General features: G+C 72.0%; 20 protein-coding genes. 18 read left to right on the top strand and 2 right to left on the bottom strand.

All coding sequences use genetic code 11. The features are described from left to right. Positions 1-6: 6 nt before the first annotated feature. The 9 genes from AC3X7R_RS12955 (at position 7) to AC3X7R_RS12915 (ending at position 9,255) form a co-directional block, all read left to right on the top strand. Positions 7-1,170, top strand: coding sequence for a site-2 protease family protein (locus tag AC3X7R_RS12955; protein ID WP_489966083.1), 1,164 nt, complete (start codon positions 7-9; stop codon positions 1,168-1,170). 10 nt (positions 1,171-1,180) lie between these two features. After that, positions 1,181-2,158: a tRNA (adenine-N1)-methyltransferase gene (locus AC3X7R_RS12950; RefSeq protein WP_489966082.1), complete on the top strand. Its 978-nt coding sequence runs from the start codon at positions 1,181-1,183 to the stop codon at positions 2,156-2,158. 123 nt (positions 2,159-2,281) lie between these two features. Further along, on the top strand, positions 2,282-4,027 hold the full coding sequence (gene arc, locus AC3X7R_RS12945) for a proteasome ATPase (protein WP_489966081.1): 1,746 nt from the start codon (positions 2,282-2,284) through the stop codon (positions 4,025-4,027). Continuing rightward, a complete protein-coding gene (locus AC3X7R_RS12940) occupies positions 4,024-4,374 on the top strand; it encodes a hypothetical protein (RefSeq protein WP_489966080.1) in 351 nt (116 codons plus the stop codon). Before arc ends, AC3X7R_RS12940 begins: the two co-directional genes overlap by 4 nt. Positions 4,375-4,390: 16 nt before the next feature. Next, a complete protein-coding gene (gene dop, locus AC3X7R_RS12935; RefSeq protein ID WP_489966079.1) occupies positions 4,391-5,896 on the top strand; it encodes a depupylase/deamidase Dop in 1,506 nt (501 codons plus the stop codon). A 41-nt stretch (positions 5,897-5,937) separates the two neighbouring features. Beyond that, complete coding sequence (locus tag AC3X7R_RS12930; protein WP_489966078.1) at positions 5,938-6,135, top strand: ubiquitin-like protein Pup; 198 nt, start codon at positions 5,938-5,940, stop codon at positions 6,133-6,135. Next, positions 6,136-6,972: a proteasome subunit beta gene (gene prcB, locus AC3X7R_RS12925; RefSeq protein ID WP_489966077.1), complete on the top strand. Its 837-nt coding sequence runs from the start codon at positions 6,136-6,138 to the stop codon at positions 6,970-6,972. A 37-nt stretch (positions 6,973-7,009) separates the two neighbouring features. Further along, a complete protein-coding gene (gene prcA, locus AC3X7R_RS12920; protein ID WP_489966076.1) occupies positions 7,010-7,921 on the top strand; it encodes a proteasome subunit alpha in 912 nt (303 codons plus the stop codon). Between the two features lie 152 nt (positions 7,922-8,073). Then, the gene (locus tag AC3X7R_RS12915) at positions 8,074-9,255 is read left to right on the top strand and encodes a CapA family protein (protein WP_489966075.1); all 1,182 of its coding nucleotides are present in this window, start codon (positions 8,074-8,076) and stop codon (positions 9,253-9,255) included. Here the strand turns inward: AC3X7R_RS12915 and AC3X7R_RS12910 are convergent. Then, complete coding sequence (locus AC3X7R_RS12910; RefSeq protein ID WP_489966074.1) at positions 9,248-10,252, bottom strand: M28 family metallopeptidase; 1,005 nt, start codon at positions 10,250-10,252, stop codon at positions 9,248-9,250. The genes AC3X7R_RS12915 and AC3X7R_RS12910 overlap by 8 nt on opposite strands. Positions 10,253-10,354: 102 nt before the next feature. Between AC3X7R_RS12910 and pafA the strand changes: the two genes are divergently transcribed. The 9 genes from pafA (at position 10,355) to AC3X7R_RS12865 (ending at position 19,995) form a co-directional block, all read left to right on the top strand. Then, on the top strand, positions 10,355-11,716 hold the full coding sequence (gene pafA, locus AC3X7R_RS12905) for a Pup--protein ligase (protein WP_489966073.1): 1,362 nt from the start codon (positions 10,355-10,357) through the stop codon (positions 11,714-11,716). 73 nt (positions 11,717-11,789) lie between these two features. Beyond that, complete coding sequence (locus AC3X7R_RS12900; RefSeq protein ID WP_489966072.1) at positions 11,790-12,728, top strand: FKBP-type peptidyl-prolyl cis-trans isomerase; 939 nt, start codon at positions 11,790-11,792, stop codon at positions 12,726-12,728. Between the two features lie 42 nt (positions 12,729-12,770). Continuing rightward, positions 12,771-13,748, top strand: a complete 978-nt coding sequence (locus AC3X7R_RS12895; protein ID WP_489966071.1) for a helix-turn-helix transcriptional regulator — start codon at positions 12,771-12,773, stop codon at positions 13,746-13,748. Then, positions 13,745-14,737 (top strand): helix-turn-helix transcriptional regulator, encoded by a 993-nt coding sequence (locus tag AC3X7R_RS12890; protein WP_489966070.1) that lies wholly within the window; start codon positions 13,745-13,747, stop codon positions 14,735-14,737. Before AC3X7R_RS12895 ends, AC3X7R_RS12890 begins: the two co-directional genes overlap by 4 nt. 36 nt (positions 14,738-14,773) lie before the next feature. Further along, positions 14,774-15,025, top strand: coding sequence for a twin-arginine translocase TatA/TatE family subunit (gene tatA, locus AC3X7R_RS12885; protein ID WP_489966069.1), 252 nt, complete (start codon positions 14,774-14,776; stop codon positions 15,023-15,025). Positions 15,026-15,033: 8 nt separating this feature from the next. Next, positions 15,034-15,873, top strand: coding sequence for a twin-arginine translocase subunit TatC (tatC, locus tag AC3X7R_RS12880; protein ID WP_489966068.1), 840 nt, complete (start codon positions 15,034-15,036; stop codon positions 15,871-15,873). 13 nt (positions 15,874-15,886) lie between these two features. Next, the gene (locus tag AC3X7R_RS12875) at positions 15,887-16,312 is read left to right on the top strand and encodes a hypothetical protein (RefSeq protein ID WP_489966067.1); all 426 of its coding nucleotides are present in this window, start codon (positions 15,887-15,889) and stop codon (positions 16,310-16,312) included. A 9-nt stretch (positions 16,313-16,321) separates the two neighbouring features. Further along, positions 16,322-17,203, top strand: coding sequence for a diacylglycerol kinase family protein (locus tag AC3X7R_RS12870; RefSeq protein ID WP_489966066.1), 882 nt, complete (start codon positions 16,322-16,324; stop codon positions 17,201-17,203). Further along, positions 17,200-19,995: a DEAD/DEAH box helicase gene (locus AC3X7R_RS12865; protein WP_489966065.1), complete on the top strand. Its 2,796-nt coding sequence runs from the start codon at positions 17,200-17,202 to the stop codon at positions 19,993-19,995. Before AC3X7R_RS12870 ends, AC3X7R_RS12865 begins: the two co-directional genes overlap by 4 nt. On the opposite strand, the gene AC3X7R_RS12860 is transcribed toward AC3X7R_RS12865, so the two are convergent. Continuing rightward, positions 19,985-20,647, bottom strand: coding sequence for an SDR family oxidoreductase (locus AC3X7R_RS12860; protein WP_489966064.1), 663 nt, complete (start codon positions 20,645-20,647; stop codon positions 19,985-19,987). The two genes, AC3X7R_RS12865 and AC3X7R_RS12860, sit on opposite strands and share 11 nt — an antisense overlap. Between the last annotated feature and the right edge of the window lie 32 nt (positions 20,648-20,679).

Here is a 20,679-nt window from a genome sequence, read left to right as displayed (position 1 = left end):
CGGGACGTGTACGACCCTTCCCCAGGCCGCCCCGACGGGGACGAGCGCGCCCGGACACGCCCCCGGGGCACCCTCCGGATCGGCACGGTCGCCGGTGCGGACGTGTTGGTCAGCACGTCCTGGTTCGTGATTGCGGCCCTGATCGCGGTGATGGTGGCCCCCCGGGTGGAGCAGGTGGAGCCGGGGCTCGGCCCGTGGAAGTACGTGGCAGGGGCGGCCTTCGCCGTGGTCTTCTACCTCTCCATCCTCATGCACGAGGCCTCGCACGCCCTGATGGCCCGTCGCCTGGGCTACCCGGTGAGCTCGATCACCCTCCACTTCCTGGGCGGGATGACCGCCGTCGACCGGGAGGCCCGGACGCCGCGCGAGGAGTTCTGGATCGCGGTGGTGGGTCCTCTCACCTCCCTGGCCGTCGGTGCGGCGGGTGTGGGTCTCTGGTTCGTCACGCCCGACGGGCTGCTCCGGATCGCCGTGGAGGGCCTGGCCGGCGCGAACCTGCTCCTGGGCGTCCTCAACCTGGTGCCGGGTCTGCCGTTGGACGGCGGCCGGGTCCTGAAGTCCCTGGTGTGGCGGCTCAGCGGCAGCGTCCACCGCGGCACTGTGGCCGCCGCCTGGGGCGGACGCGTCGTCGCCGTGCTGGTGCTGGCGTGGCCCCTGGTGCAGTCGGAGGTCCTGGGGGTGGCGCCGGGGCTCTTCGACTACCTCCTCGTCCTCCTGCTGGGCGGCTTCCTGTGGGCGGGCGCCACCGCGACCCTGCTCCAGGCACGGCTGCGCCGGCGGCTCCCCGCCCTGGCAGCCCGTCCGCTGGCCCGTCGCGCGCTCACCGTCGCACCCGAGCTGCCGGTCGGCGAGGCGGTGCGGTTGGCGCAGGCCGCCCGCGCGGGCGCCATCGTGGCCGTCTCGCCGGACGGGCGGCCGCTCTGCATCGTGAGCGAGGCCGCGCTCCTGGCCACCCCGCAGGAGCGGCGTGCCTGGATCCCGGTCTCCAGCCTCGCCCGCAGCATGGAGGAGGGGATGTCGCTGCCGGTGGAGATCGCCGGCGAGGAGCTGGTGTCGGCGATCTCGCGCCACCCGTTCCCGGAGTACCTGCTGGTCGGTCCGGACGGTGCCCTCCATGGTGTGCTCTCCGCAGCGGACGTCGATCGCGCCTTCCGCGAGGTGGCGCACTAAGGTTCCGGCCATGTCGGAATCCCAGGCCCCACGCACCCCAGACGTCCCGCACGAGGCCTTCTCGGGCGTCCACCGCGGCCCCCTGCGGGCGGGCGAGTGGGTCCGGCTGCTGGACCAGAAGGGACGCCGCCACAACTTCGAGCTGGTCCCGGGGAAGCGGTTCTTCTCCAACCGCGGACACCTCGAGCACGACGACCTGATCGGGCGCGAGGAGGGCTTCACGGTCACCTCCTCGGCCGGCGGGGAGTACCTGGTGTTCCGGCCCCTGCTCTCCGAGTTCGTCGTCTCGATGCCCCGCGGCGCGGCCGTGGTCTATCCGAAGGACGCGGCGCAGATCGTCTCCTCCGCCGACATCTTCCCCGGCGCCCGGGTGGTCGAGGCGGGAGCCGGTTCCGGCGCCCTGACCTGTTCGCTGCTCCGCGCGGTGGGCCCGCACGGACGCGTCATCAGCTGGGAGCGACGGGAGGAGTTCGCGCAGGTCGCCCGGCGCAACGTGGAGCAGTTCTTCGGTGGGCCGCACCCGGCCTGGGACCTCCGCCTCGGCGACCTCGCCGACGAGCTCCCGGCCGCGACCGCCGCCCCGGAGGAGAAGGTCGACCGCATCATCCTGGACATGCTGGCGCCCTGGGAGTGCGTCGACGCCGTGGCCGGGGCGCTCGTGCCGGGCGGGATCGTCTGCGCCTACGTGGCCACCACGACCCAGCTCTCCAAGGTCGTGGAGACGCTGCGGGCGCACGGGGAGTTCACCGAGCCGCAGGCGTGGGAGTCCCTGGTCCGCGACTGGCACGTGGAGGGGCTCGCGGTGCGACCGGGGCACAAGATGATCGGGCACACAGCCTTCCTGGTCACCGCCCGGCGGATGGCGCCGGGGGAGCGACCGCCGAAGAAGAAGCGGCGACCCGCGCCGGGCGCCTACGGGGTCGACTACACCGGTCCTCGCCCCGCCGACCTGCCGCCGCAGCCGGTCGAGGAGCCCCTCGAGGAGTGAGGCCGTCGGCGTCCACACGGCCCTCCCCGTGAGTGGCGGGCCCCGGATCCTCACCGACACATCTGGATATGGACTTCCGATCCCTGGCGGCATGGGTAGTGTCACTGAGCAGGAGGTGACGCCATGTCGTACTCGGAAGGTGCACCGGGGCTGGGCCCCGAGGAGCAGGTCAGGCACGCACGGGCGCTCGAGCAGGAGGTCGCCGAGCTGCGCCGCAGGCTGGCCGAGACGCCGGGCCAGGGCCGCGGGCTCGAGCTCCGGCTGGCCGAGACGGAGCGCTCACTGGCCGCGGTGACCAGCCAGAACGAGCGGCTGGCCCACACCCTGCGCGAGGCGCGCGACCAGATCATGAAGCTCAAGGAGGAGGTGGACCGCCTCGCCCAGCCGCCCGCCGGCTTCGGGACCTTCCTGACGAGGAACGCCGACGGCTCCGTCGACGTCTTCACCGGCGGCCGCAAGCTCCGGGTCAACGTGAGCCCGTCGGTGGAGGTCGACGACCTGGTCCGCGGCCAGGAGGTCATGCTCAACGAGGCCCTCAACGTGGTCGCCGCCCACGGCTTCGAGCAGGTGGGCGAGGTGGTGATGCTCAAGGAGCTCCTCGAGGACGGCACCCGCGCGTTGGTGATCGGCAACGCCGACGAGGAGCGGGTGGTGAGGCTCGCGCAGCCCCTGTTGGAGATCCACCTGCGGGCGGGCGACTCGCTGCTGCTCGACAGCCGGTCCGGCTACGCCTACGAGAAGGTGCCCAAGTCGGAGGTCGAGGAGCTGGTCCTAGAGGAGGTCCCGGACATCGCCTACGAGTCGATCGGCGGGCTGGTCAGCCAGATCGACGCGATCAGGGACGCCGTCGAGCTGCCCTATCTCCACCCCGACCTGTTCCTCGAGCACAAGCTCAAGCCCCCGAAGGGCGTGCTGCTCTACGGACCGCCCGGGTGCGGCAAGACGCTCATCGCCAAGGCGGTGGCCAACTCGCTGGCCAAGAAGGTCGCCGCCAAGACCGGTGCCGAGGGCAAGTCCTACTTCCTCAACATCAAGGGCCCCGAGCTGCTCAACAAGTACGTCGGCGAGACCGAGAGGCACATCCGGCTGGTCTTCCAGCGAGCCCGGGAGAAGGCGAGCATGGGCACGCCGGTCATCGTCTTCTTCGACGAGATGGACTCCCTCTTCCGGACCCGGGGCTCGGGTGTCTCCTCCGACGTGGAGAACACCATCGTGCCGCAGCTCCTCAGCGAGATCGACGGCGTCGAGACGCTGGAGAACGTGCTGGTCATCGGCGCCTCGAACCGCGAGGACATGATCGACCCCGCCATCCTGCGGCCCGGGCGCCTCGACGTGAAGATCAAGATCGAGCGTCCCGACGCCGAGTCGGCCCGCGACATCTTCTCCAAGTACCTCACCCCCGACCTGCCGCTGCACGCCGACGACCTCGCGGAGTTCGGCGGCGACCGTGACGCCTGCGTCAACGCCATGATCCGGGCGACGGTGGAGCGGATGTACACCGAGTCGGAGGAGAACCGGTTCCTGGAGGTCACCTACGCCAACGGCGACAAGGAGGTCCTGTACTTCAAGGACTTCAACTCCGGGGCGATGATCCAGAACATCGTCGACCGCGCGAAGAAGATGGCGATCAAGGACCTCCTCGACCTCGACCAGCGCGGCCTGCGGGTCCAGCACCTGCTCCAGGCCTGCGTCGACGAGTTCAAGGAGAACGAGGACCTGCCCAACACCACGAACCCCGACGACTGGGCTCGCATCTCCGGCAAGAAGGGGGAGCGGATCGTCTTCATCAGGACCCTGATCACCGGCAAGCAGGGCACTGAGCCCGGGCGCTCGATCGACACCGTCTCCAACACCGGGCAGTACCTGTGAGTGCCCCGGGGGAGCACCTCGAGCGGGCCGAGAGCGAGGCCGTCCTGAGGGTGCGGCAGGACCTCGGACCCGCCCTGGAGCCGGAGCTGGTCGACGGCTTCGCCGACCGGATCGAGCAGGTGGTGCGACAGCGGTCCGAGCTCGAGCGGCAGCAGCGCGACCGGACCCAGCGCAGGCAGGACGACGCCGGGCCGCGGCAGCTCGCCCTGGCGATCGTCTCGCTGGTCTCCTTCATCCCCCTGGGCATCGTCCTGGGCATCCACGGCCAGGGGTTCGCCCTGCTGGTGACCCTGGCGGCCATCGTGGCCGTCAACCTGGCCCACGCCTGGCAGAGCCGTCACCCCTGAGACGTACGGTGGGCACATGAGCGTGCGACGCGTGATGGGGACGGAGATCGAGTACGGCATCTCGGTCGCCGGCCACCCGCAGGCCAACCCGATGGTGGCCTCCTCGCAGGTGGTGAACGCCTACGCCACCGCGACGCTGAAGGCGCGTCGCGCGCGGTGGGACTTCGAGGAGGAGTCCCCGCTGCGTGACGCCCGCGGCTACGACATGTCCCGCCAGGTCGCCGACGTCAGCCAGCTCACCGACGAGGACCTGGGCCTGGCCAACGTGATCCTGACCAACGGCGCCCGGCTCTACGTGGACCACGCCCACCCGGAGTACTCCACGCCCGAGGTCACCACCCCCCTGGACGTCGTCCGCTGGGACAAGGCGGGAGAGCTGGTGATGCTCGACGCCGCGGCGCTCGCACGTCAGCTGCCGGGGGCGCCCCAGATCCTGCTCTACAAGAACAACACCGACAACAAGGGCGCCTCCTACGGGGCCCACGAGAACTACCTGATGCGACGCTCGACGCCGTTCCAGGAGATCGTCCGGCACCTGGTCCCGTTCTTCGTCAGCCGCCAGGTCGTCTGCGGGGCGGGCCGGGTCGGACTGGGACAGGAGGGGCGGGAGCACGGCTTCCAGGTGAGCCAGCGAGCCGACTTCTTCGAGGTGGAGGTCGGCCTGGAGACCACGCTCAAGCGGCCGATCATCAACACCCGGGACGAGCCGCACGCCGACCCTGAGAAGTACCGCCGCCTCCACGTGATCATCGGCGACGCCAACCTCGCCGAGGTCTCCACCTATCTCAAGGTCGGCACCACCTCGCTGGTCCTGGCCATGATCGAGGACCGGTTCATCAGTGCCGACCTGACCGTGCACAACCCGGTCTCCTCCCTGCGCGCGGTCTCGCACGACCCGTCGCTGGCCCACCTCCTCACCCTGGCGGACGGGCGGCGGCTGACCGCCGTGCAGCTGCAGTGGGAGTACCTGGAGATGACCCGCAAGTACGTCGAGAGCACCGGTGGCGCCGACGACCCCCAGACCGCCGACGTGCTGCTGCGCTGGGAGTCGGTCCTCGACCGTCTGGAGCGCGACCCCTTCCTCTGTGCCGCCGAGCTGGACTGGGTGGCCAAGCTCAAGCTGCTCACCCAGTACCGCGACCGTGACGGGCTCGACTGGGACGACGCGAAGCTGCAGCTGATCGACCTGCAGTACTCCGACATCCGGCCGGAGAAGGGCCTCTACCAGCGGCTCGTGCGAGCCGGGCGGGTCGAACGCCTCCTCGACGACGCGACGGTCGAGGCCGCGATGCACGAGCCCCCCACCGACACCCGTGCCTACTTCCGCGGCAGGTGCCTGGAGAAGTACCCGGCCGACATCGCCGCCGCCTCCTGGGACTCGGTCATCTTCGACCTCCCCGGCCGGGAGTCCCTGCAGCGCATCCCGACCGTCGACCCGCTGCGCGGCACCCGCGCGCACGTCGGGGCGCTGCTGGACCGCTGCGACACCGCCGAGCAGCTCTTCGTCGCCCTGACCACCTAAGTCGCCCGCCTCGTGCGGGCCCTACCGATAGGGTCGCTGACATGTCCCAGGAGCAGAAGCAGCCGCGGAAGTCCTCCCAGGAGGAGGAGCTCGGCGAGGAGGTCGTGGAGAACGACGTCGCCGAGCGCAAGGACGCCCTCGACGACGACGTCGACGCGATCCTCGACGAGATCGACGACGTGCTGGAGACCAACGCCGAGGACTTCGTGAAGTCCTTCATCCAGAAGGGCGGCGAGTAGGTGAGCGACGGGACCCCCCGCCTGCGCCCGGCCTACCTGCAGCCCGGCTCCTCGTCCTTCGCGGACTTCCTCGCGGAGGAGGCCCCCGAGCTGCTGCCGTCGCGTCGGGCGCTGCCGCCCGTCGACGCCTCCCAGCTGGCCCCGCACGGGACCACCATCGTCGCGGCCACCTTCCCCGGCGGCGTGATGATGGCGGGCGACCGGCGCGCCACCATGGGCAACATCATCGCCCAGCGCGACATCGAGAAGGTCTTCCCCGCCGACGAGTTCTCGTGCGTCGGGATCGCCGGCACGGCGGGCCTGGCGGTGGAGATGGTGCGCCTGTTCCAGACGGAGCTGGAGCACTACGAGAAGATCGAGGGCACCACGCTCTCCATGGACGGCAAGGCCAACCGGCTCGCCGCACTGATCCGCTCCAACCTGGGCATGGCCATGCAGGGCCTGGCCGTCGTGCCGCTCTTCGCCGGCTTCGACGTCGCGGCCGGCCAGGGCCGGATCTTCTCCTACGACGTGACCGGCGGGCGCTACGAGGAGACGGCCTTCCACGCCGTCGGCTCCGGCTCCCTCTTCGCCCGCGGGTCCCTCAAGAAGCTCTACCGCGAGGATCTCGACGCCGAGGGCTGCGTGACCGCGGTCGTCCAGGCGCTCTACGACGCCGCCGACGACGACTCCGCCACGGGTGGACCCGACCTCGCGCGGCGCATCTTCCCGGTCGTCCACGTGATCACCGCCGACGGCGGCCGCCGCCTGGCCGACGACGAGGTGGCCGCCGTCGCCGACCGGATCGTGGCGAGCCGGATGCTCCGGCCCGACGGTCCCGCTGCCTCGCTCACGTGATCCGCCGTACCCCAGACGTCCAGGAGGACCAGATCCGATGAGCATGCCGTTCTACGTCTCGCCCGAGCAGCAGATGAAGGACCGTGCCGACTTCGCCCGCAAGGGGATCGCACGCGGTCGGTCGGTGGTCGTGGTGCAGTACGCCGACGGGGTGCTCTTCGTCTCCGAGAACCCCTCCCAGGCGCTGCACAAGGTCTCCGAGATCTACGACCGCATCGCCTTCGCCGCGGTGGGTCGCTACAACGAGTTCGAGAACCTCCGGATCGCGGGGGTGCGGCTCGCCGACATCCGCGGCTACTCCTACGACCGCCGCGACGTGACCTGCCGGGGGCTGGCCAACGCCTACGCGCAGACCCTGGGCACCATCTTCAGCAGTGGCGGCGAGAAGCCCTACGAGGTGGAGCTCTTCGTCGCCGAGATCGGCGACGCCGCCGAGGACGACCAGATCTACCGGCTCACCTACGACGGCCAGGTGGCCGACGAGCACGGCTTCGCCGTGATGGGCGGCGCTGCCGACGTGGTGGCGGCGCACCTCAAGGAGCACTACAGCCCAGGACTCGGCCTCGACGAGGCGATCCGCCTCGCGGTGGCGGCCCTGGGACACTCCGAGTCCACCGACCGGGTGATCCCGGTGAGCGACCTGGAGGTCGCGGTGCTCGACCGGAGCCGCACGCAGATGCGCAAGTTCCACCGGGTGCGTGGCGACCGCCTGAACGCGGTCCTGGGGGAGCGGGCCGCGACGCCGGGTCCCGAGCAGGACGCGACCCGAGCGGAGGCCGAGCAGCCCGCCTCCGCACCAGCCCCTGTGTCGCCGCCTCTTGCGCCTCCGAGCGCGGCTCCGGCGTCCCCACCGACCGCACCGGGGGATCCTGCTGCCTCCCCGGTGCGCCCGCAGGAGGACGAGCCGGGTCCGCGGCCGCCCGTGGATCCCCTGGACCCTCTGGCGTGAGATGCGCGGGGAGGGCAGGTGCGGTCGCCCTGGTCTGCCTGCTCGTCCTCCCCGCCTGCTCCGACCTGTCCGGTCCCGGTGACAGGCCACCGCGCGACGCGGCGCCTCGGCCTCGCTCCTCGGCGGAGCCCGGGCACCGCGAGCCACTGGTGGTGATCGGGCACGCCACCCGTCCGCGACCTCGCCTCGGCCTGGCCCGGGCGCGGCGACTGGTCACGGCCCGCGACACGTCTGCGCCCGCGAGCGCCGAGGTGCGCCGGGTCCTGGCAGATCCCAGGGCGCTGGGGGTGGTGCCGGCCCGGGCGGTCGACGCGCGGGTGCGCACCGCGGTGGTCGCCGGGATCGACCCGCTGCGCGACCCGGGCCGGTACCCCCTCCAGGTGATCGCGCCCGAGGCTCCGGGGCGTCCGGTCACCCTGACGGTGGCTGGGGACGTGATGCTCACCCGAGGGGTCACCGACCCGGCGGCCGCCCTGGCACCGCTCTCCTCCCGCCTGGCGCAGGCAGACCTGACGGTGGCGAACCTCGAGGGCACCCTGTCCCGAGCCGGCTCACCGACCCAGGGCGGCGACTCCTTCGGCGCGGAGCCGTCAGTGCTGGGGATCCTGGAGTCGGCCGGGTTCGATGCCGTCTCCCTGGCCAACAACCACACCGGCGACTACGGTCCCGCCGCGCTCGTGGAGACCGTCTCCCGGCTCCGGGACTCCTCGGTGGTCCCCTTCGGCGCGGGCCAGGACCTCGCGCGGGCCGCGGCCCCCGCCATCCTGGACCGCGGCGGGGTCCGGTTCGGGCTCCTCGGCTTCAACGCGATCGGGGAGACCCCCGCAGCCACCCGGAAGACCCCCGGAGCCTCCTCGGTGCGCATGCCTCCTCGCACCGGTCCGCTGGTGCGGGCCGATCTCGACCGCGTGCTGGCCGGTGTCCGGCGGCTGGACCGCCGGGTCGACGTGGTCGTGGTGCTTCCGCACTGGGGCACCCAGTACACCCACCGGGCCGAGCCGGTGCAGCGCGAGGTCGGACGCCAGCTCATCGAGGCCGGGGCCGACCTGGTGGTGGGCGGCCACCCGCACTGGGTGCAGGGCCTCCAGTGGCACCGAGGCCGCCTGCTCGCCCACTCCCTGGGCAACTTCGTCTTCGACATGGACTTCATGACCCAGACCCAGCAGGGCGTGCTGCTGGAGGCGGTCTTCTGGGGCGAGGAGCTCAAGGGCGTCGAGCTGCTGCCCTACCGGATGGGGGAGGGCTTCGCCCCCCGACCGGCAGGGCCGTCGGAGGCCGCGGAGATCCTGGGCGACGTGTGGCGGGCGAGCACCGGCCCCTTCGCGCTCAGGTGACCCGGCCGAGCCAGGCCAGGGCGACACGTCCTGTGCGCACCAGCTGGGCGGGGTCCACCACCTCGGGGGTGTCGGCGGCGCTGTGGTAGCCGGCGTACGGGGTGCTCCCCAGGCGTACCCCGGGCAGACCCGCCCGGACGAACGACCAGTGGTCACTGGCCCTGTTCTCCTGGCACGGCGTCACCGGCACTCTCGCACGCGCTGCGCCCGCCAGGACCTGGGCACGAAGGCGGTCGGGGTCCTGGGCGCTGCAGACGGGGACCCGGACGCCCACACCGACCCGGTCCAGCGACACCATGCCGCGCAGGGCTCGGCGCTGGGGGGCCGACATGGTGCTCACGTAGTGCCGGGACCCGTAGTGGTGATCGTCGTCGCCGGGGCCGCGCGGCTCCTCGGCACCGAAGGCCACCAGCACGACCGGCAACCGGCCGCGGGTCCCCGAGAGCGCCTGCGCCACCGCGACGAGCACCCCTACCCCGGAGGCGTTGTCCTCGGCGCCGGCCGCGACGGGCACCGTGTCGAGGTGGGCCCCCACGAGCAGGTGCGGCTCCTCGGGGGAGAAGCCCGGCCGGGTGGCCACCACGTTGGCCGAGCGACCGGCCGGGACGGGCACGCCCCAGGAGTCTCCTGACGGCACGGCGAACCGGGTCGTCCTGGTCTGCCACCCGGCCTCGTCGAGCTCCGCGGCCACCCACCGCGCCGCCTGCTCGAAGGCGGCTCCGGTGGCGGGACGGGGGCCGATCCGCCCCGCCAGGTGCCGCACGACCCGCATCGCCGTCCGAGGGTCCAGGTCCCCTGGTCGTACCAGCCGTGGCCGAGGTGCCGGCTGCGTGGTCGGCTGCTCGGACGGCGCAGCGGAGGGCGTGGCATCGGGGGCCTGGCTCCGGACCGGCGCCTCGGTGGGGGGCCGGTCCTGCGCCTGCGTCCCGGAGTCCTGGCAGGCCGAGAGCAGCCCCGCGAGGACGAGCGGGACGAGGGCGAGGGCGGCTGGGCGCACGCCCCATGGTCGCACCCTCCGACGCGGTGCCCGAGCAGATTGCGGGCCGGGTTCGGGGCCAGGTTCGGGGCCAGGCCTGGTGCCTGCCCCTAGGGTGGGTTCATGGACCGTCGGATCTTCGGGATCGAGAACGAGTACGGCGTCACGTGCACGTTCAAGGGTCAGCGCCGCCTCAGTCCCGACGAGGTGGCCCGCTACCTCTTCCGCAAGGTCGTCTCGTGGGGACGCAGCAGCAACGTCTTCCTCCGCAACGGCTCGCGCCTCTACCTCGACGTCGGCAGCCACCCGGAGTACGCGACGCCCGAGTGCGACGACATCACCGAGCTGGTCACCCACGACAAGGCCGGGGAGCGGATCCTGGAGGGGCTGCTGCTCGACGCCGAGCAACGCCTCCACGACGAGGGCATCTCCGGGGACATCTACCTGTTCAAGAACAACACCGACTCGGCGGGCAACTCCTACGGGTGCCACGAGAACTACCTCGTGGGACGTGCGGGGGAGTTCAGCCGGCTCGCCGAGGTGCTCATCCCGTTCCTGGTCACCCGGCAGATCCTGGTGGGGGCAGGGAAGGTGAGCCAGACGCCACGTGGGGCGTCGTACGCCGTCTCCCAGCGGGCCGAGCACATCTGGGAGGGCGTCTCCAGCGCCACCACCCGGAGCAGGCCGATCATCAACACCCGCGACGAGCCGCACGCGGACGCGGAGAAGTACCGCCGGCTGCACGTGATCGTCGGCGACTCCAACATGAGCGAGACCACCACCATGCTCAAGCTCGCCTCGTGCGACCTGGTGCTGCGGATGATCGAGGAGGGCGTGGTGATGCGCGACCTCACCATGGAGAACCCGATCCGTGCCATCCGGGAGATCTCCCACGACATGACGGGCCGGCGCAAGGTGCGGCTGGCCAACGGGCGGGAGGCCAGCGCACTGGAGATCCAGGCCGAGTACCTCGGCAAGGCGCGGGAGTTCGTGGACCGGCGGGGGATCTCCACGCCGCTGATCGAGCGGACCCTCGACCTGTGGGAGCGGGGGCTCAAGGCGGTGGAGTCCGAGGACCTCGGCCTCGTCGACCGTGAGCTGGACTGGGTCATCAAGTGGAAGCTCATCGAGCGGTACCGCCACAAGCACGGGCTGCCCCTGGGGCACGCCAGGATCGCCCAGCTCGACCTCGCCTACCACGACATCCACCGAGGCCGTGGTCTCTACTACCTCCTCGAGAAGCGCGGAGCCGTCGCGCGGGTCACCACCGACCTGAAGATCTTCGAGGCCAAGTCCGTGCCGCCTCAGAACACCCGCGCCCGGCTGCGCGGGGAGTTCATCCGGACCGCCCAGGAGCGGCGCCGCGACTTCACCGTCGACTGGGTCCACCTCAAGCTCAACGACCAGGCGCAGCGGACCGTGCTCTGCAAGGATCCCTTCCGGTCCCACGACGAGCGGGTGCAGCGGCTCATCGACGGCATGTGAGGGAGTTCGGTCGTTTCTCAGGTACCCCCTATATGGTGGCCGCGCTCCTATCACCTCGCGAAAGTTGACCCCTGTGCCTCGTCGTGCCCTGGCAGCCTCCACCCTCGCCCTGAGCCTCCTCGCGCTCGCCGCCTGCGGAAGTGACTCCGGCGACGACGCCGGCTCCGGCGCCGGCCTGGAGGCGGTGACCATCTCGGCGGAGTCCGGGAAGGCTCCCGACGTGACCTGGAACGAGCAGCTCGGCCCCGACGAGGTCGAGACCGACGTGCTCGTCGAGGGCGACGGCGAGGAGACCGAGAGCGGAGACATGGTGGTCGCCCACATCTGGATCGGCAACGGCTTCGACAAGGAGGAGGCGTACAACTCCTACGAGCAGGGCCAGCCCCAGATGATCACCATCGACGACACCCTGCTGCCCGGCCTGCGCGCGAGCCTCGTCGGCCAGAAGATCGGCTCGACCGTCGCCGTCGCCGCCTCCGCCGAGGACGCCTACGGGGAGGCCGGCAACTCCCAGCTCGGGATCGGCAACAAGGACGGTGTGCTCTTCGTGACCGAGCTGGTCACCAAGGTGCTGGACGGTCCTCAGGGTGAGGACCGCGCCCCCGCGAAGTGGGCGCCCGAGCTGGTCGAGAAGGACGGTCTGATCACCGGCTTCGACTTCAGCGGCGCGCCCGCCCCCAACGGCAAGCTCTGGGTGACCAAGTCGGTCAAGGGCGACGGCCCGGTCGTCAAGAAGGGCCAGACGGTCTACGCCAACTACCTCGGTCAGGTCTACAAGGGCAAGAAGCCCTTCGACGAGTCCTACTCCAAGGGGGAGCCCGTCCCCTTCCAGATCGGGGTCGGCGCGGTCGTGGAGGGCTGGGACCAGGCGCTCGTCGGCGAGACGGTCGGCTCCCGCGTCATCGTCGCGATCCCGCCGGCGCTGGGCTACGGCAAGAAGGGACAGCCGGACGCCGGGATCAAGGGGACCGACACCCTCTACTTCGTGGTCGACATCCTCGCCGCGGGCTGACCCGGCCGGCGGAGAGGACGAGGGGGAGGGGGCGGGGCGTCGGTGACCAACCGGAAGAGCGAGCGGTTGCTCAACCTGCTGATCATGCTGCTGGTGCAGCAGCGCTTCGTCCCCAAGTCGCGGATCCGGGAGATCCTCTACCCGGGCCAGGGCGAGGAGGCCTTCGAGCGGATGTTCGACCGCGACAAGGAGGAGCTGCGCAGCCTGGGGGTCCCGGTCGAGGTCGGCACGCTGGACGCCTACTTCGATGACGAGGTCGGCTACCGGATCCGTCCCGACGAGCTCGCCCTCCCCGAGATCAGTCTCGACGCCGACGAGGCGGCCGTGGTGGGGCTCGCCGGCAAGGTCTGGCAGCACGCGACCCTGGCCGAGGCCACGACCGAGGCGCTGCGCAAGCTGGCGGCAGCCAACGTGCCGGTCGACGTGGGCGCGCTCGACATCGTGGAGCCCCACATCGGGGCCGACGAGCCGACGTTCGACGCGTTCTGGCAGGCGACGCAGGAACGTCGCGCGGTCGTCTTCGACTACCGGCGCGCCGGCGAGAGGGAGCCGACCACCCGGCACCTGCAGCCCTGGGGCGTGGTCCGCTACTCCGGCCGCTGGTACGCGGTGGGGTTCGACACCGACCGCCGCGGGGAGCGGGTGTTCCGGCTCTCCAGGATCGCGGGCCGGGCCCGCCTGGTCGGTCCGCCCGGCGGCTACGACGTCCCCGCGGGCACCGACATCCGTGCCGTGACCACCCGCCTGGTCCCGGCGCCCGAGAACGAGCCCCTCACCGTCCTGGTGCGGGCCGGCACCGGGCACGGCCTGCGCAGGATGGCCGAGGCGGTCGAGAACGACGTGCCCGGACCCGACCGCACCTCGCAGTGGGACCGGCTCCGCCTCCTCGGGAGCCCCCGCGCGGTGGCCGACGAGGTGCTGACCTACGGTGCGAACGCCTGCGTGGAGTCACCGGAATCCCTCAGGGAGCAGGTCCGCGACCGGCTGGCCGGACTGGCGCGGAGCGGGGGAGCGGCATGAGCTCGGCAGGCAGCGGGGCCCGGGAGCAGGTCGCCCGCCTGCTCACCCTGGTGCCGTTCCTGCACGCCCGCGGCTCCGTGCGGCTCGAGGACGCGGCCCAGGCCCTGGGGACCACCACCTCGCAGGTGGTGCGCGACCTCAAGGTCCTCCTGATGTGCGGCCTGCCCGGGGGCTACCCCGACGACCTCATCGACGTCGACCTCGACGCCCTCGAGGGTGAGGGGGCGGACGGCGTCATCCGGGTCTCGAACGCCGACTACCTCTCCCGCCCGCTCCGGCTCAGCCCCACCGAGGCCACCGCCCTGATCGTGGCGCTGCGGGCGGTGCGGGACAGCTCGCCCGGTCCCACCCGGGAGGTCGTCGACCGGACCCTGGCCAAGCTCGAGCAGGCCGCCGCCGACGGGAGTGCCCACCGGCAGGTCGAGCTGGACCACACCGACCAGGGGGTGGCGGAGATCCGCGCGTCGCTCGAGCGGGCGCTGGCCGCCCAGCGGCAGGTGCGGCTGACCTACTGGGTGCCCACCCGCGACGAGGCGGGTGAGCGGGTGGTCGACCCGGTGCGGCTCTGGCGTGCCGACGGGTTCGACTACCTGGAGGGCTGGTGCCGCTCCGCCGAGGGGCGGCGGGTCTTCCGTCTCGACCGGATCCACGCCCTCGAGGTCCTCGAGGAGCCCGCGGCGCGGCACGACGAGGCGCCCACGGACCTCTCCGAGGCGCTCTTCGAGCACGCCCGGGCCGGGCAGCGGGTCACCCTCCGACTGGGACCCGGCGCCCACTGGGTGCCGGAGTACTTCCCCGTGGAGGAGGTCCGTCACCTCGACGACGGGCGGCTCGAGGTCGAGCTGCTCGTCGGCGACGCACGCTGGCTGACCCGCCTGGTGCTCCGGCTGGCCCCGCACGCGGAGGTGGTGGCACCCCCCGAGCTGGCCGAGGCGTGCCGGGAGGCCGCCCGCGACGCCCTGGCGCTCTACGAAACATTGCCGAAGTAGCATGGAAGCCTCCCACCCGCCCACCCGAGGAACGACATGAACCTGAACGCGCAGATCGCCGGTCTCGGCCCGACCGAGCTGCTCATCATCCTGGCTGTCATCGTCCTCCTCTTCGGTGCCTCCAAGCTCCCCGAGCTGGCTCGGGGGAGCGGTCGCGCCCTGCGGATCTTCAAGGCGGAGACCAAGGGCCTGATGGACGACGACGACAAGACCCCCGAGCAGCGTGAGCTCGAGGCTCGTCAGGCCCGCGCCGGCCACGACGAGCCGCGCCGCGACGACACCCTCTGAGCCGGGTGATGCTGAGAGCGTCGCTCGCCGTCCTGCGGGGCACCCCTCAGCACCCGGTGGGCCCGGACGGCCGGATGCCGCTGAGCGACCACTTCCGCGAGCTCAGGGCGCGGGTGCTCCGTGCCGCCCTGGTCCTGGTCACGGTCTTCGTGGCCGCGCTCTTCTTCTACGAGGAGCTTCTCGGCCTGGTGCTCGACCCCTACAACAGCGCCCGGGCCCAGCTGGATGAGGACGTCCAGACGATGGCCTACGTGGAGGGTGCGACGGGGCCCCTGCTGCTCCAGCTGAAGCTCTGCGGGGTCGCGGCGATCGTCATCTCCAGCCCCTACTGGCTCTCCCAGATCTGGGGCTTCATCCTCCCCGGGCTCCACCGAGACGAGCGGCGCTGGTCGCGGATCTTCGCGGCGGTGGCGGGTCCGCTCTTCCTGGCCGGGGTGGCGACCGGCTACTACGTGCTGCCGAAGGGGCTCGAGGTGCTGATCGGCTTCACCCCCGACCAGCTGCAGAGCCTGGTCGAGTTCGGCACCTACTTCTCCTTCCTGAGCCGGATGCTGCTCGTCTTCGGCGTCGCCTTCGAGATCCCGCTCTTCGTGATCATGCTCAACCTCGCCGGAGTGGTGAGCGGGGCGGCGATCGGACGGTTCCGCCCTTGGATCATCGTCGGGACCTTCGTCTTCGCAGCGATCGCGACGCCCTCCACCGACCCCTTCTCGATGCTCGCGCTCGCCATCCCGATGCTGCTTCTCTTCGTGGTCGCCGAGGTGGTGGCCCGGACCCTCGACCGGGTGCGGGCGCGGCGCACGGCGGCCGAGCCGACGTGGGCCGACGACGAGGCTTCACCCCTCTGAGAGGGTGGGTCCCGTGCAACCCCCCGAGATCGTCGACGTCGACCCCTTCGACCTCCCCGAGTGGCTGGGCACCCGCGAGGTCACCTGGACCCCCGAGGTGGGGCTGCGGACCGGTCACCTGGTCGCCGGGGAGCTCACCACCCCTGAGCGAGACTCCCTCCACTGCGACCTGCTGGCCGTCGACGAGGCCTATCCGGCGCCGGTGGTCGCGAACGACCGGCGGGCCCGGGCCCACCAGGCGTGGCAGCACGGGCAGGTGCTGCTCGGCCACCGGGTCGGCCGGCTCACCCTGGCCGTCCCGGGCACGCGGTTCGACGCCGACCTCGTCCTGGAGTCCCTCGCCAGGTTGGCGCGAGCCGTCGGGGGTTCGCCGGAGAGGTTCGCCGCCCACCTGCGCATCGGGGCCCAGTCTCCGCGACGTGGTTCGACCGGTCGCTAGGGTCGAGGGGTGACCCGAAGCCGCCGAGAGATCGCGTTCCTCACCGACCCCGTCGCGGGTCGGGGACGTGCGCGCTCCCACGGACCGCGGGCCGTGGCGCGGCTGCGCGACAGCGGCCTCGTGGTCCGCGACCTCGTCGGCCGCGACTGCGACGAGACGCTCGACCTGGCTCGGCAGAGCGTCGCGGACGGCGTCGACGGAGTGGTGGTCTGCGGCGGTGACGGGATCTTCCACCTCGGGCTGCAGGCGGTGGCAGGGACCGACGTGCCGATCGGCCTGGTCCCGACCGGGAGCAGCAACGACGTGGCCGGCTACTTCAGCCTCCCGCGCGACGATCCCGAGGCGGCCGCCGACCGGGTCGTGGCCAACCGGACCCGCACCGTCGACGTGGCGAGATCCGGTGGTCGCTTCTTCGCGACCGTGCTGGCGGCCGGCTTCGACGCGGTCGTCCACGAGCGTGCCGGCACGATGCGCCGGCCGTGGGGCCAGGCGCGCTACGGTCTCGCGACCCTGGCCGAGCTCAGGAGCTTCCGACCCCTCACCTACCGGCTCGACCTGGACGGCGTGGCACGCAAGGTGGACGCCATGCTGGTCGCGGTGGGCAACGGTCCCTCCTTCGGGGGCGGGCTGAGGATCACCGAGGGGGCCCTGCTCGACGACGGGCTGCTCGACGTGGTGATCATCCGCCCGATGAGCCGCACCGCCCTGGTCCGGAGCTACCCGCGCCTCCTCACCGGCAGCCACGTGACCCTTCCGCAGTACGAGCACCACCGGGTCCGGAAGGTGACCATCGCCGCGCCGGGCATCGTCGCCTACGCGGACGGTGAGCGCCTCGGCCCGCTACCCCTGACGATCGAGTGCGTCCCCGCGGCGCTGAAGGTGTGGTCATGACCAGTCCCTCCGAGGCGTACGCCGCCTACCGCAAGCAGCGCCAGCACCCCGTCCTCGCCGAGTTCGCCGGAAGCTACCCCTTCGGCCTCGACGACTTCCAGCTGCGCGCCTGTCGTGAGATCGAGGAGGGCCGGGGGGTCCTGGTGGCCGCCCCGACGGGCTCGGGCAAGACCGTGGTCGGCGAGTTCGCGGTGCACCTGGCGCTCTCCACCGGCCGCAAGTGCTTCTACACCACCCCGATCAAGGCGCTCTCCAACCAGAAGTACCACGACCTGGTGGAGCGGCACGGCGCCGGCAACGTGGGGCTGCTGACCGGCGACCACACCGTCAACGGGGAGGCGCCGGTGGTCGTGATGACCACCGAGGTCCTCCGCAACATGCTCTACGCCGGGTCGCACACCCTGGCCGGGCTGGGCTTCGTGGTGATGGACGAGGTGCACTACCTGGCGGACCGCGCCCGGGGCGCGGTCTGGGAGGAGGTGATCATCCACCTGCCGGAGTCGGTCTCGGTGGTCTCGCTCTCCGCCACGGTCTCCAACGCCGAGGAGTTCGGTGAGTGGCTGGCCACCGTGCGGGGCGACACCGCCACGATCGTGGAGGAGCGTCGTCCGGTCCCGCTCTTCCAGCACGTCATGGTGGGGCGACGCATCCTCGACCTCTTCGCCAGCTCCGACGTCGACGCCAGCGCCGGCTTCGTCAAGGAGGGGGCGCCGGTCAACGAGGAGCTGCTGAAGGTCGCCCGCGACGACTGGGCCAGCACCCGGCTCATGCGCGACCGCCGGTCGCCCCGGAAGGGGAAGCCGGGCTCGTCGAAGAACCCCAGGAACGTGGGCAACGGGCGCCGGGTCTGGATCCCCAGCCGGGTGGACGTGATCGACCAGCTGGAGCGCCGGGGCATGCTGCCGGCCATCGTCTTCATCTTCAGCCGCGTCGGCTGCGACGCCGCCGTCACCCAGTGCCTCTCCGCCAACGTGCGGCTCACGACGCCGGCGGAGCGCGAGGAGATCTTCGCCTTCGTCGAGGAGCGTTGCCGGCACCTGCCCGACGAGGACCTGCAGGTGCTCGGCTACCACGAGTTCCTCGAGGGTCTCACCCGCGGCGTGGCCTCCCACCACGCCGGCATGCTCCCCACCTTCAAGCAGTGCGTGGAGGAGCTCTTCGTCCGCGGGCTCTGCAAGGTCGTCTTCGCCACCGAGACACTGGCGCTCGGCATCAACATGCCGGCCCGGACCGTGGTCATCGAGAAGCTGTCGAAGTGGAACGGGGAGAATCACGCCGACATCACCCCGGGGGAGTACACCCAGCTGACCGGGCGCGCGGGGCGCCGCGGCCTGGACGTGGAGGGCCACGCGGTGGTCCTGTGGCAGCCCGGGACGGACCCCCGGGAGCTGGCCGGCCTCGCCTCCACCCGCACCTACCCGCTCCGCTCGTCGTTCCGGCCCTCCTACAACATGGCCGTCAACCTGGTCCACCAGTTCGGCCGCGAACGCGCCCGTGAGCTGCTGGAGATGTCGTTCGCCCAGTTCCAGGCCGATCGTGCGGTGGTCGGGCTCGCCCGCCAGCTGCACAAGGCCGAGGAGGCGCTGGACGGGTACGCCGAGTCGGCCACCTGTCACCTGGGCGACTTCATGGAGTACGCAGCGCTGCGCCGCCAGATCTCCGACGAGGAGAAGGCCGCCGCGCGGGAGCGCAGGTCGAGCCAGCGCGACGAGGCGCTGACCTCGCTGCAGCGGCTCAAGCCGGGCGACGTCATCGTGGTGCCCGCCGGGAAGTTCTCCGGGTTCGCCGTGGTGGTGGACCCCGGCCTGGGCAACCCCGACGAGCCCCGGCCCTACGTGGTGACCGCGGAGCGTCAGGCCCGCAGGCTCTCCCCGATCGACTTCCCCTCACCCGTCGAGCCGGTGACCCGCGTCCGCGTGCCCCGCGCTTTCAACGGTCGCAACCCCCAGATGCGGCGGGACCTGGCCAGCGCCCTGCGGGCCCGCACCCACGACCTCACGCCACCCCCGCCCGCGCGGCGGCGGTCTGCGGGGGGAGCGGCCCCCGGTCAGTCGGCCGCGGAGCGGCGTATCGACGACCTGCGGCGCCGCCTGAAGGAGCACCCGTGCCACCAGTGCCCGGAGCGCGAGGACCACGCCCGCTGGGCGGAGCGGTGGTTCAAGCTCTCCCGTGACTCCGCGACGCTGCGCCGCCGGGTGGAGCAGCGGACCAACACCGTGGCTCGCGTCTTCGACCGTGTCTGCGAGGTGCTGGTGGCGCTCGACTACTTGGACGGCGACACCGTGACCGAGCGCGGGGGCCGGCTCCGCCGGATCTACACCGACATGGACCTGGTGGCCGCGGAGTCGCTGCGCCTGGGTCTGTGGGACGACCTGGACCCCTCGGAGCTGGCCGCCGTGCTCTCCGTCCTGGTCTACGAGACGCGGCGGGCGGACGACGCCTCGCCACCGAGGCTTCCGGCGGGCCAGGCCCGCGACGTGATCGGCGAGATGGTGCGCCTGTGGGCGCAGCTCGACGCCCTGGAGAAGGACCACCGGCTCGACTTCCTGCGTGAGCCGGACCTCGGCTTCGCCTGGGCGGCGTACCGCTGGGCCGAGGGGGACGAGCTGGACGAGGTCCTCGGCGCCGTGGACCTGGCCGCCGGCGACTTCGTGCGCTGGATGAAGCAGCTGCTGGACCTGGCCGGGCAGGTGGCCGACGCCGCGGCGGACTCCCCGTTGCGCAAGGTCGCCCGGCAGACCGTCGACCGGCTGCGCCGCGGGGTGGTGGCCTACTCCGCGCTCACCGAGTAGGCGCGGTCGCCACCGCCTCCGCGACGGGGGTCTCCCCGGAGACCAGCTCCCAGGTGGCTCCGATGCCGGCGCCGGTGTCGAGGACGGCGGCGAGCACGGCCGCCACGTCGCCGCGGGGGACGCTGCCGGGCTCGACCTTCGGGGCCAGCCGCACGTGGCCGGTCGGGTCGTCGTCGAGGAGCGCTCCGGGTCGCAGGATGGTCCAGTCGAGCCCGCTCTCGCGCAGCGCCGCGTCGGCGTCCCGCTTGGCCTCCACGTAGGCGCGCCACACGGGGGCCGTGTCCTCGGGGAGGGGGTCGTCGACCGAGATCGCGGAGACCTGGACGAAGCGGGTGATCCCAGCCTGGCGCGCCCCCTCGATCGACTTGAGCGAGCCCTCGAGGTCGACGCTCCGCTTCCGCTCGATGTTGCCGTCCGGGCCCCCGCCGGCGGCGAAGACCACCGCGTGGCAGCCGTCGAAGGCGCGAGCGAACTCCGTGGCGGCAGCGGACTCGATGTCCAGCAGACGCACCTCGGCACCCTGCGCCTCGAGCTCGTCGCGGTACTCCTCCTTGCGGACCAGCGCGACGGGTTGGTGGCCGGCCTCGACGAGGAGCGGGTGCAGGCGACGGGCCACCTGGCCGTGGCCCCCGACGACAGCGATACGAGTCATGGAGCCACCCTAGGAACCCCCGCCAAAGGAGT

It is taken from the genome of Nocardioides sp. Z22_16, from assembly GCF_058134365.1.
Note: the sequence above shows the minus strand (reverse complement) of the source record. Positions and strands in the feature narration are given on the sequence as shown.

Coding starts and splice junctions, on each gene's coding strand:
- AC3X7R_RS12950 (WP_489966082.1), top strand. CDS start 1,181: ATGTCGGAATCCCAGGCCCCACGCACCCCAGACGTCCCGCACGAGGCC.
- arc (WP_489966081.1), top strand. CDS start 2,282: ATGTCGTACTCGGAAGGTGCACCGGGGCTGGGCCCCGAGGAGCAGGTC.
- dop (WP_489966079.1), top strand. CDS start 4,391: ATGAGCGTGCGACGCGTGATGGGGACGGAGATCGAGTACGGCATCTCG.
- AC3X7R_RS12930 (WP_489966078.1), top strand. CDS start 5,938: ATGTCCCAGGAGCAGAAGCAGCCGCGGAAGTCCTCCCAGGAGGAGGAG.
- prcA (WP_489966076.1), top strand. CDS start 7,010: ATGAGCATGCCGTTCTACGTCTCGCCCGAGCAGCAGATGAAGGACCGT.
- pafA (WP_489966073.1), top strand. CDS start 10,355: ATGGACCGTCGGATCTTCGGGATCGAGAACGAGTACGGCGTCACGTGC.
- AC3X7R_RS12890 (WP_489966070.1), top strand. CDS start 13,745: ATGAGCTCGGCAGGCAGCGGGGCCCGGGAGCAGGTCGCCCGCCTGCTC.
- tatA (WP_489966069.1), top strand. CDS start 14,774: ATGAACCTGAACGCGCAGATCGCCGGTCTCGGCCCGACCGAGCTGCTC.
- tatC (WP_489966068.1), top strand. CDS start 15,034: ATGCTGAGAGCGTCGCTCGCCGTCCTGCGGGGCACCCCTCAGCACCCG.
- AC3X7R_RS12865 (WP_489966065.1), top strand. CDS start 17,200: ATGACCAGTCCCTCCGAGGCGTACGCCGCCTACCGCAAGCAGCGCCAG.
- AC3X7R_RS12860 (WP_489966064.1), bottom strand. CDS start 20,647: ATGACTCGTATCGCTGTCGTCGGGGGCCACGGCCAGGTGGCCCGTCGC.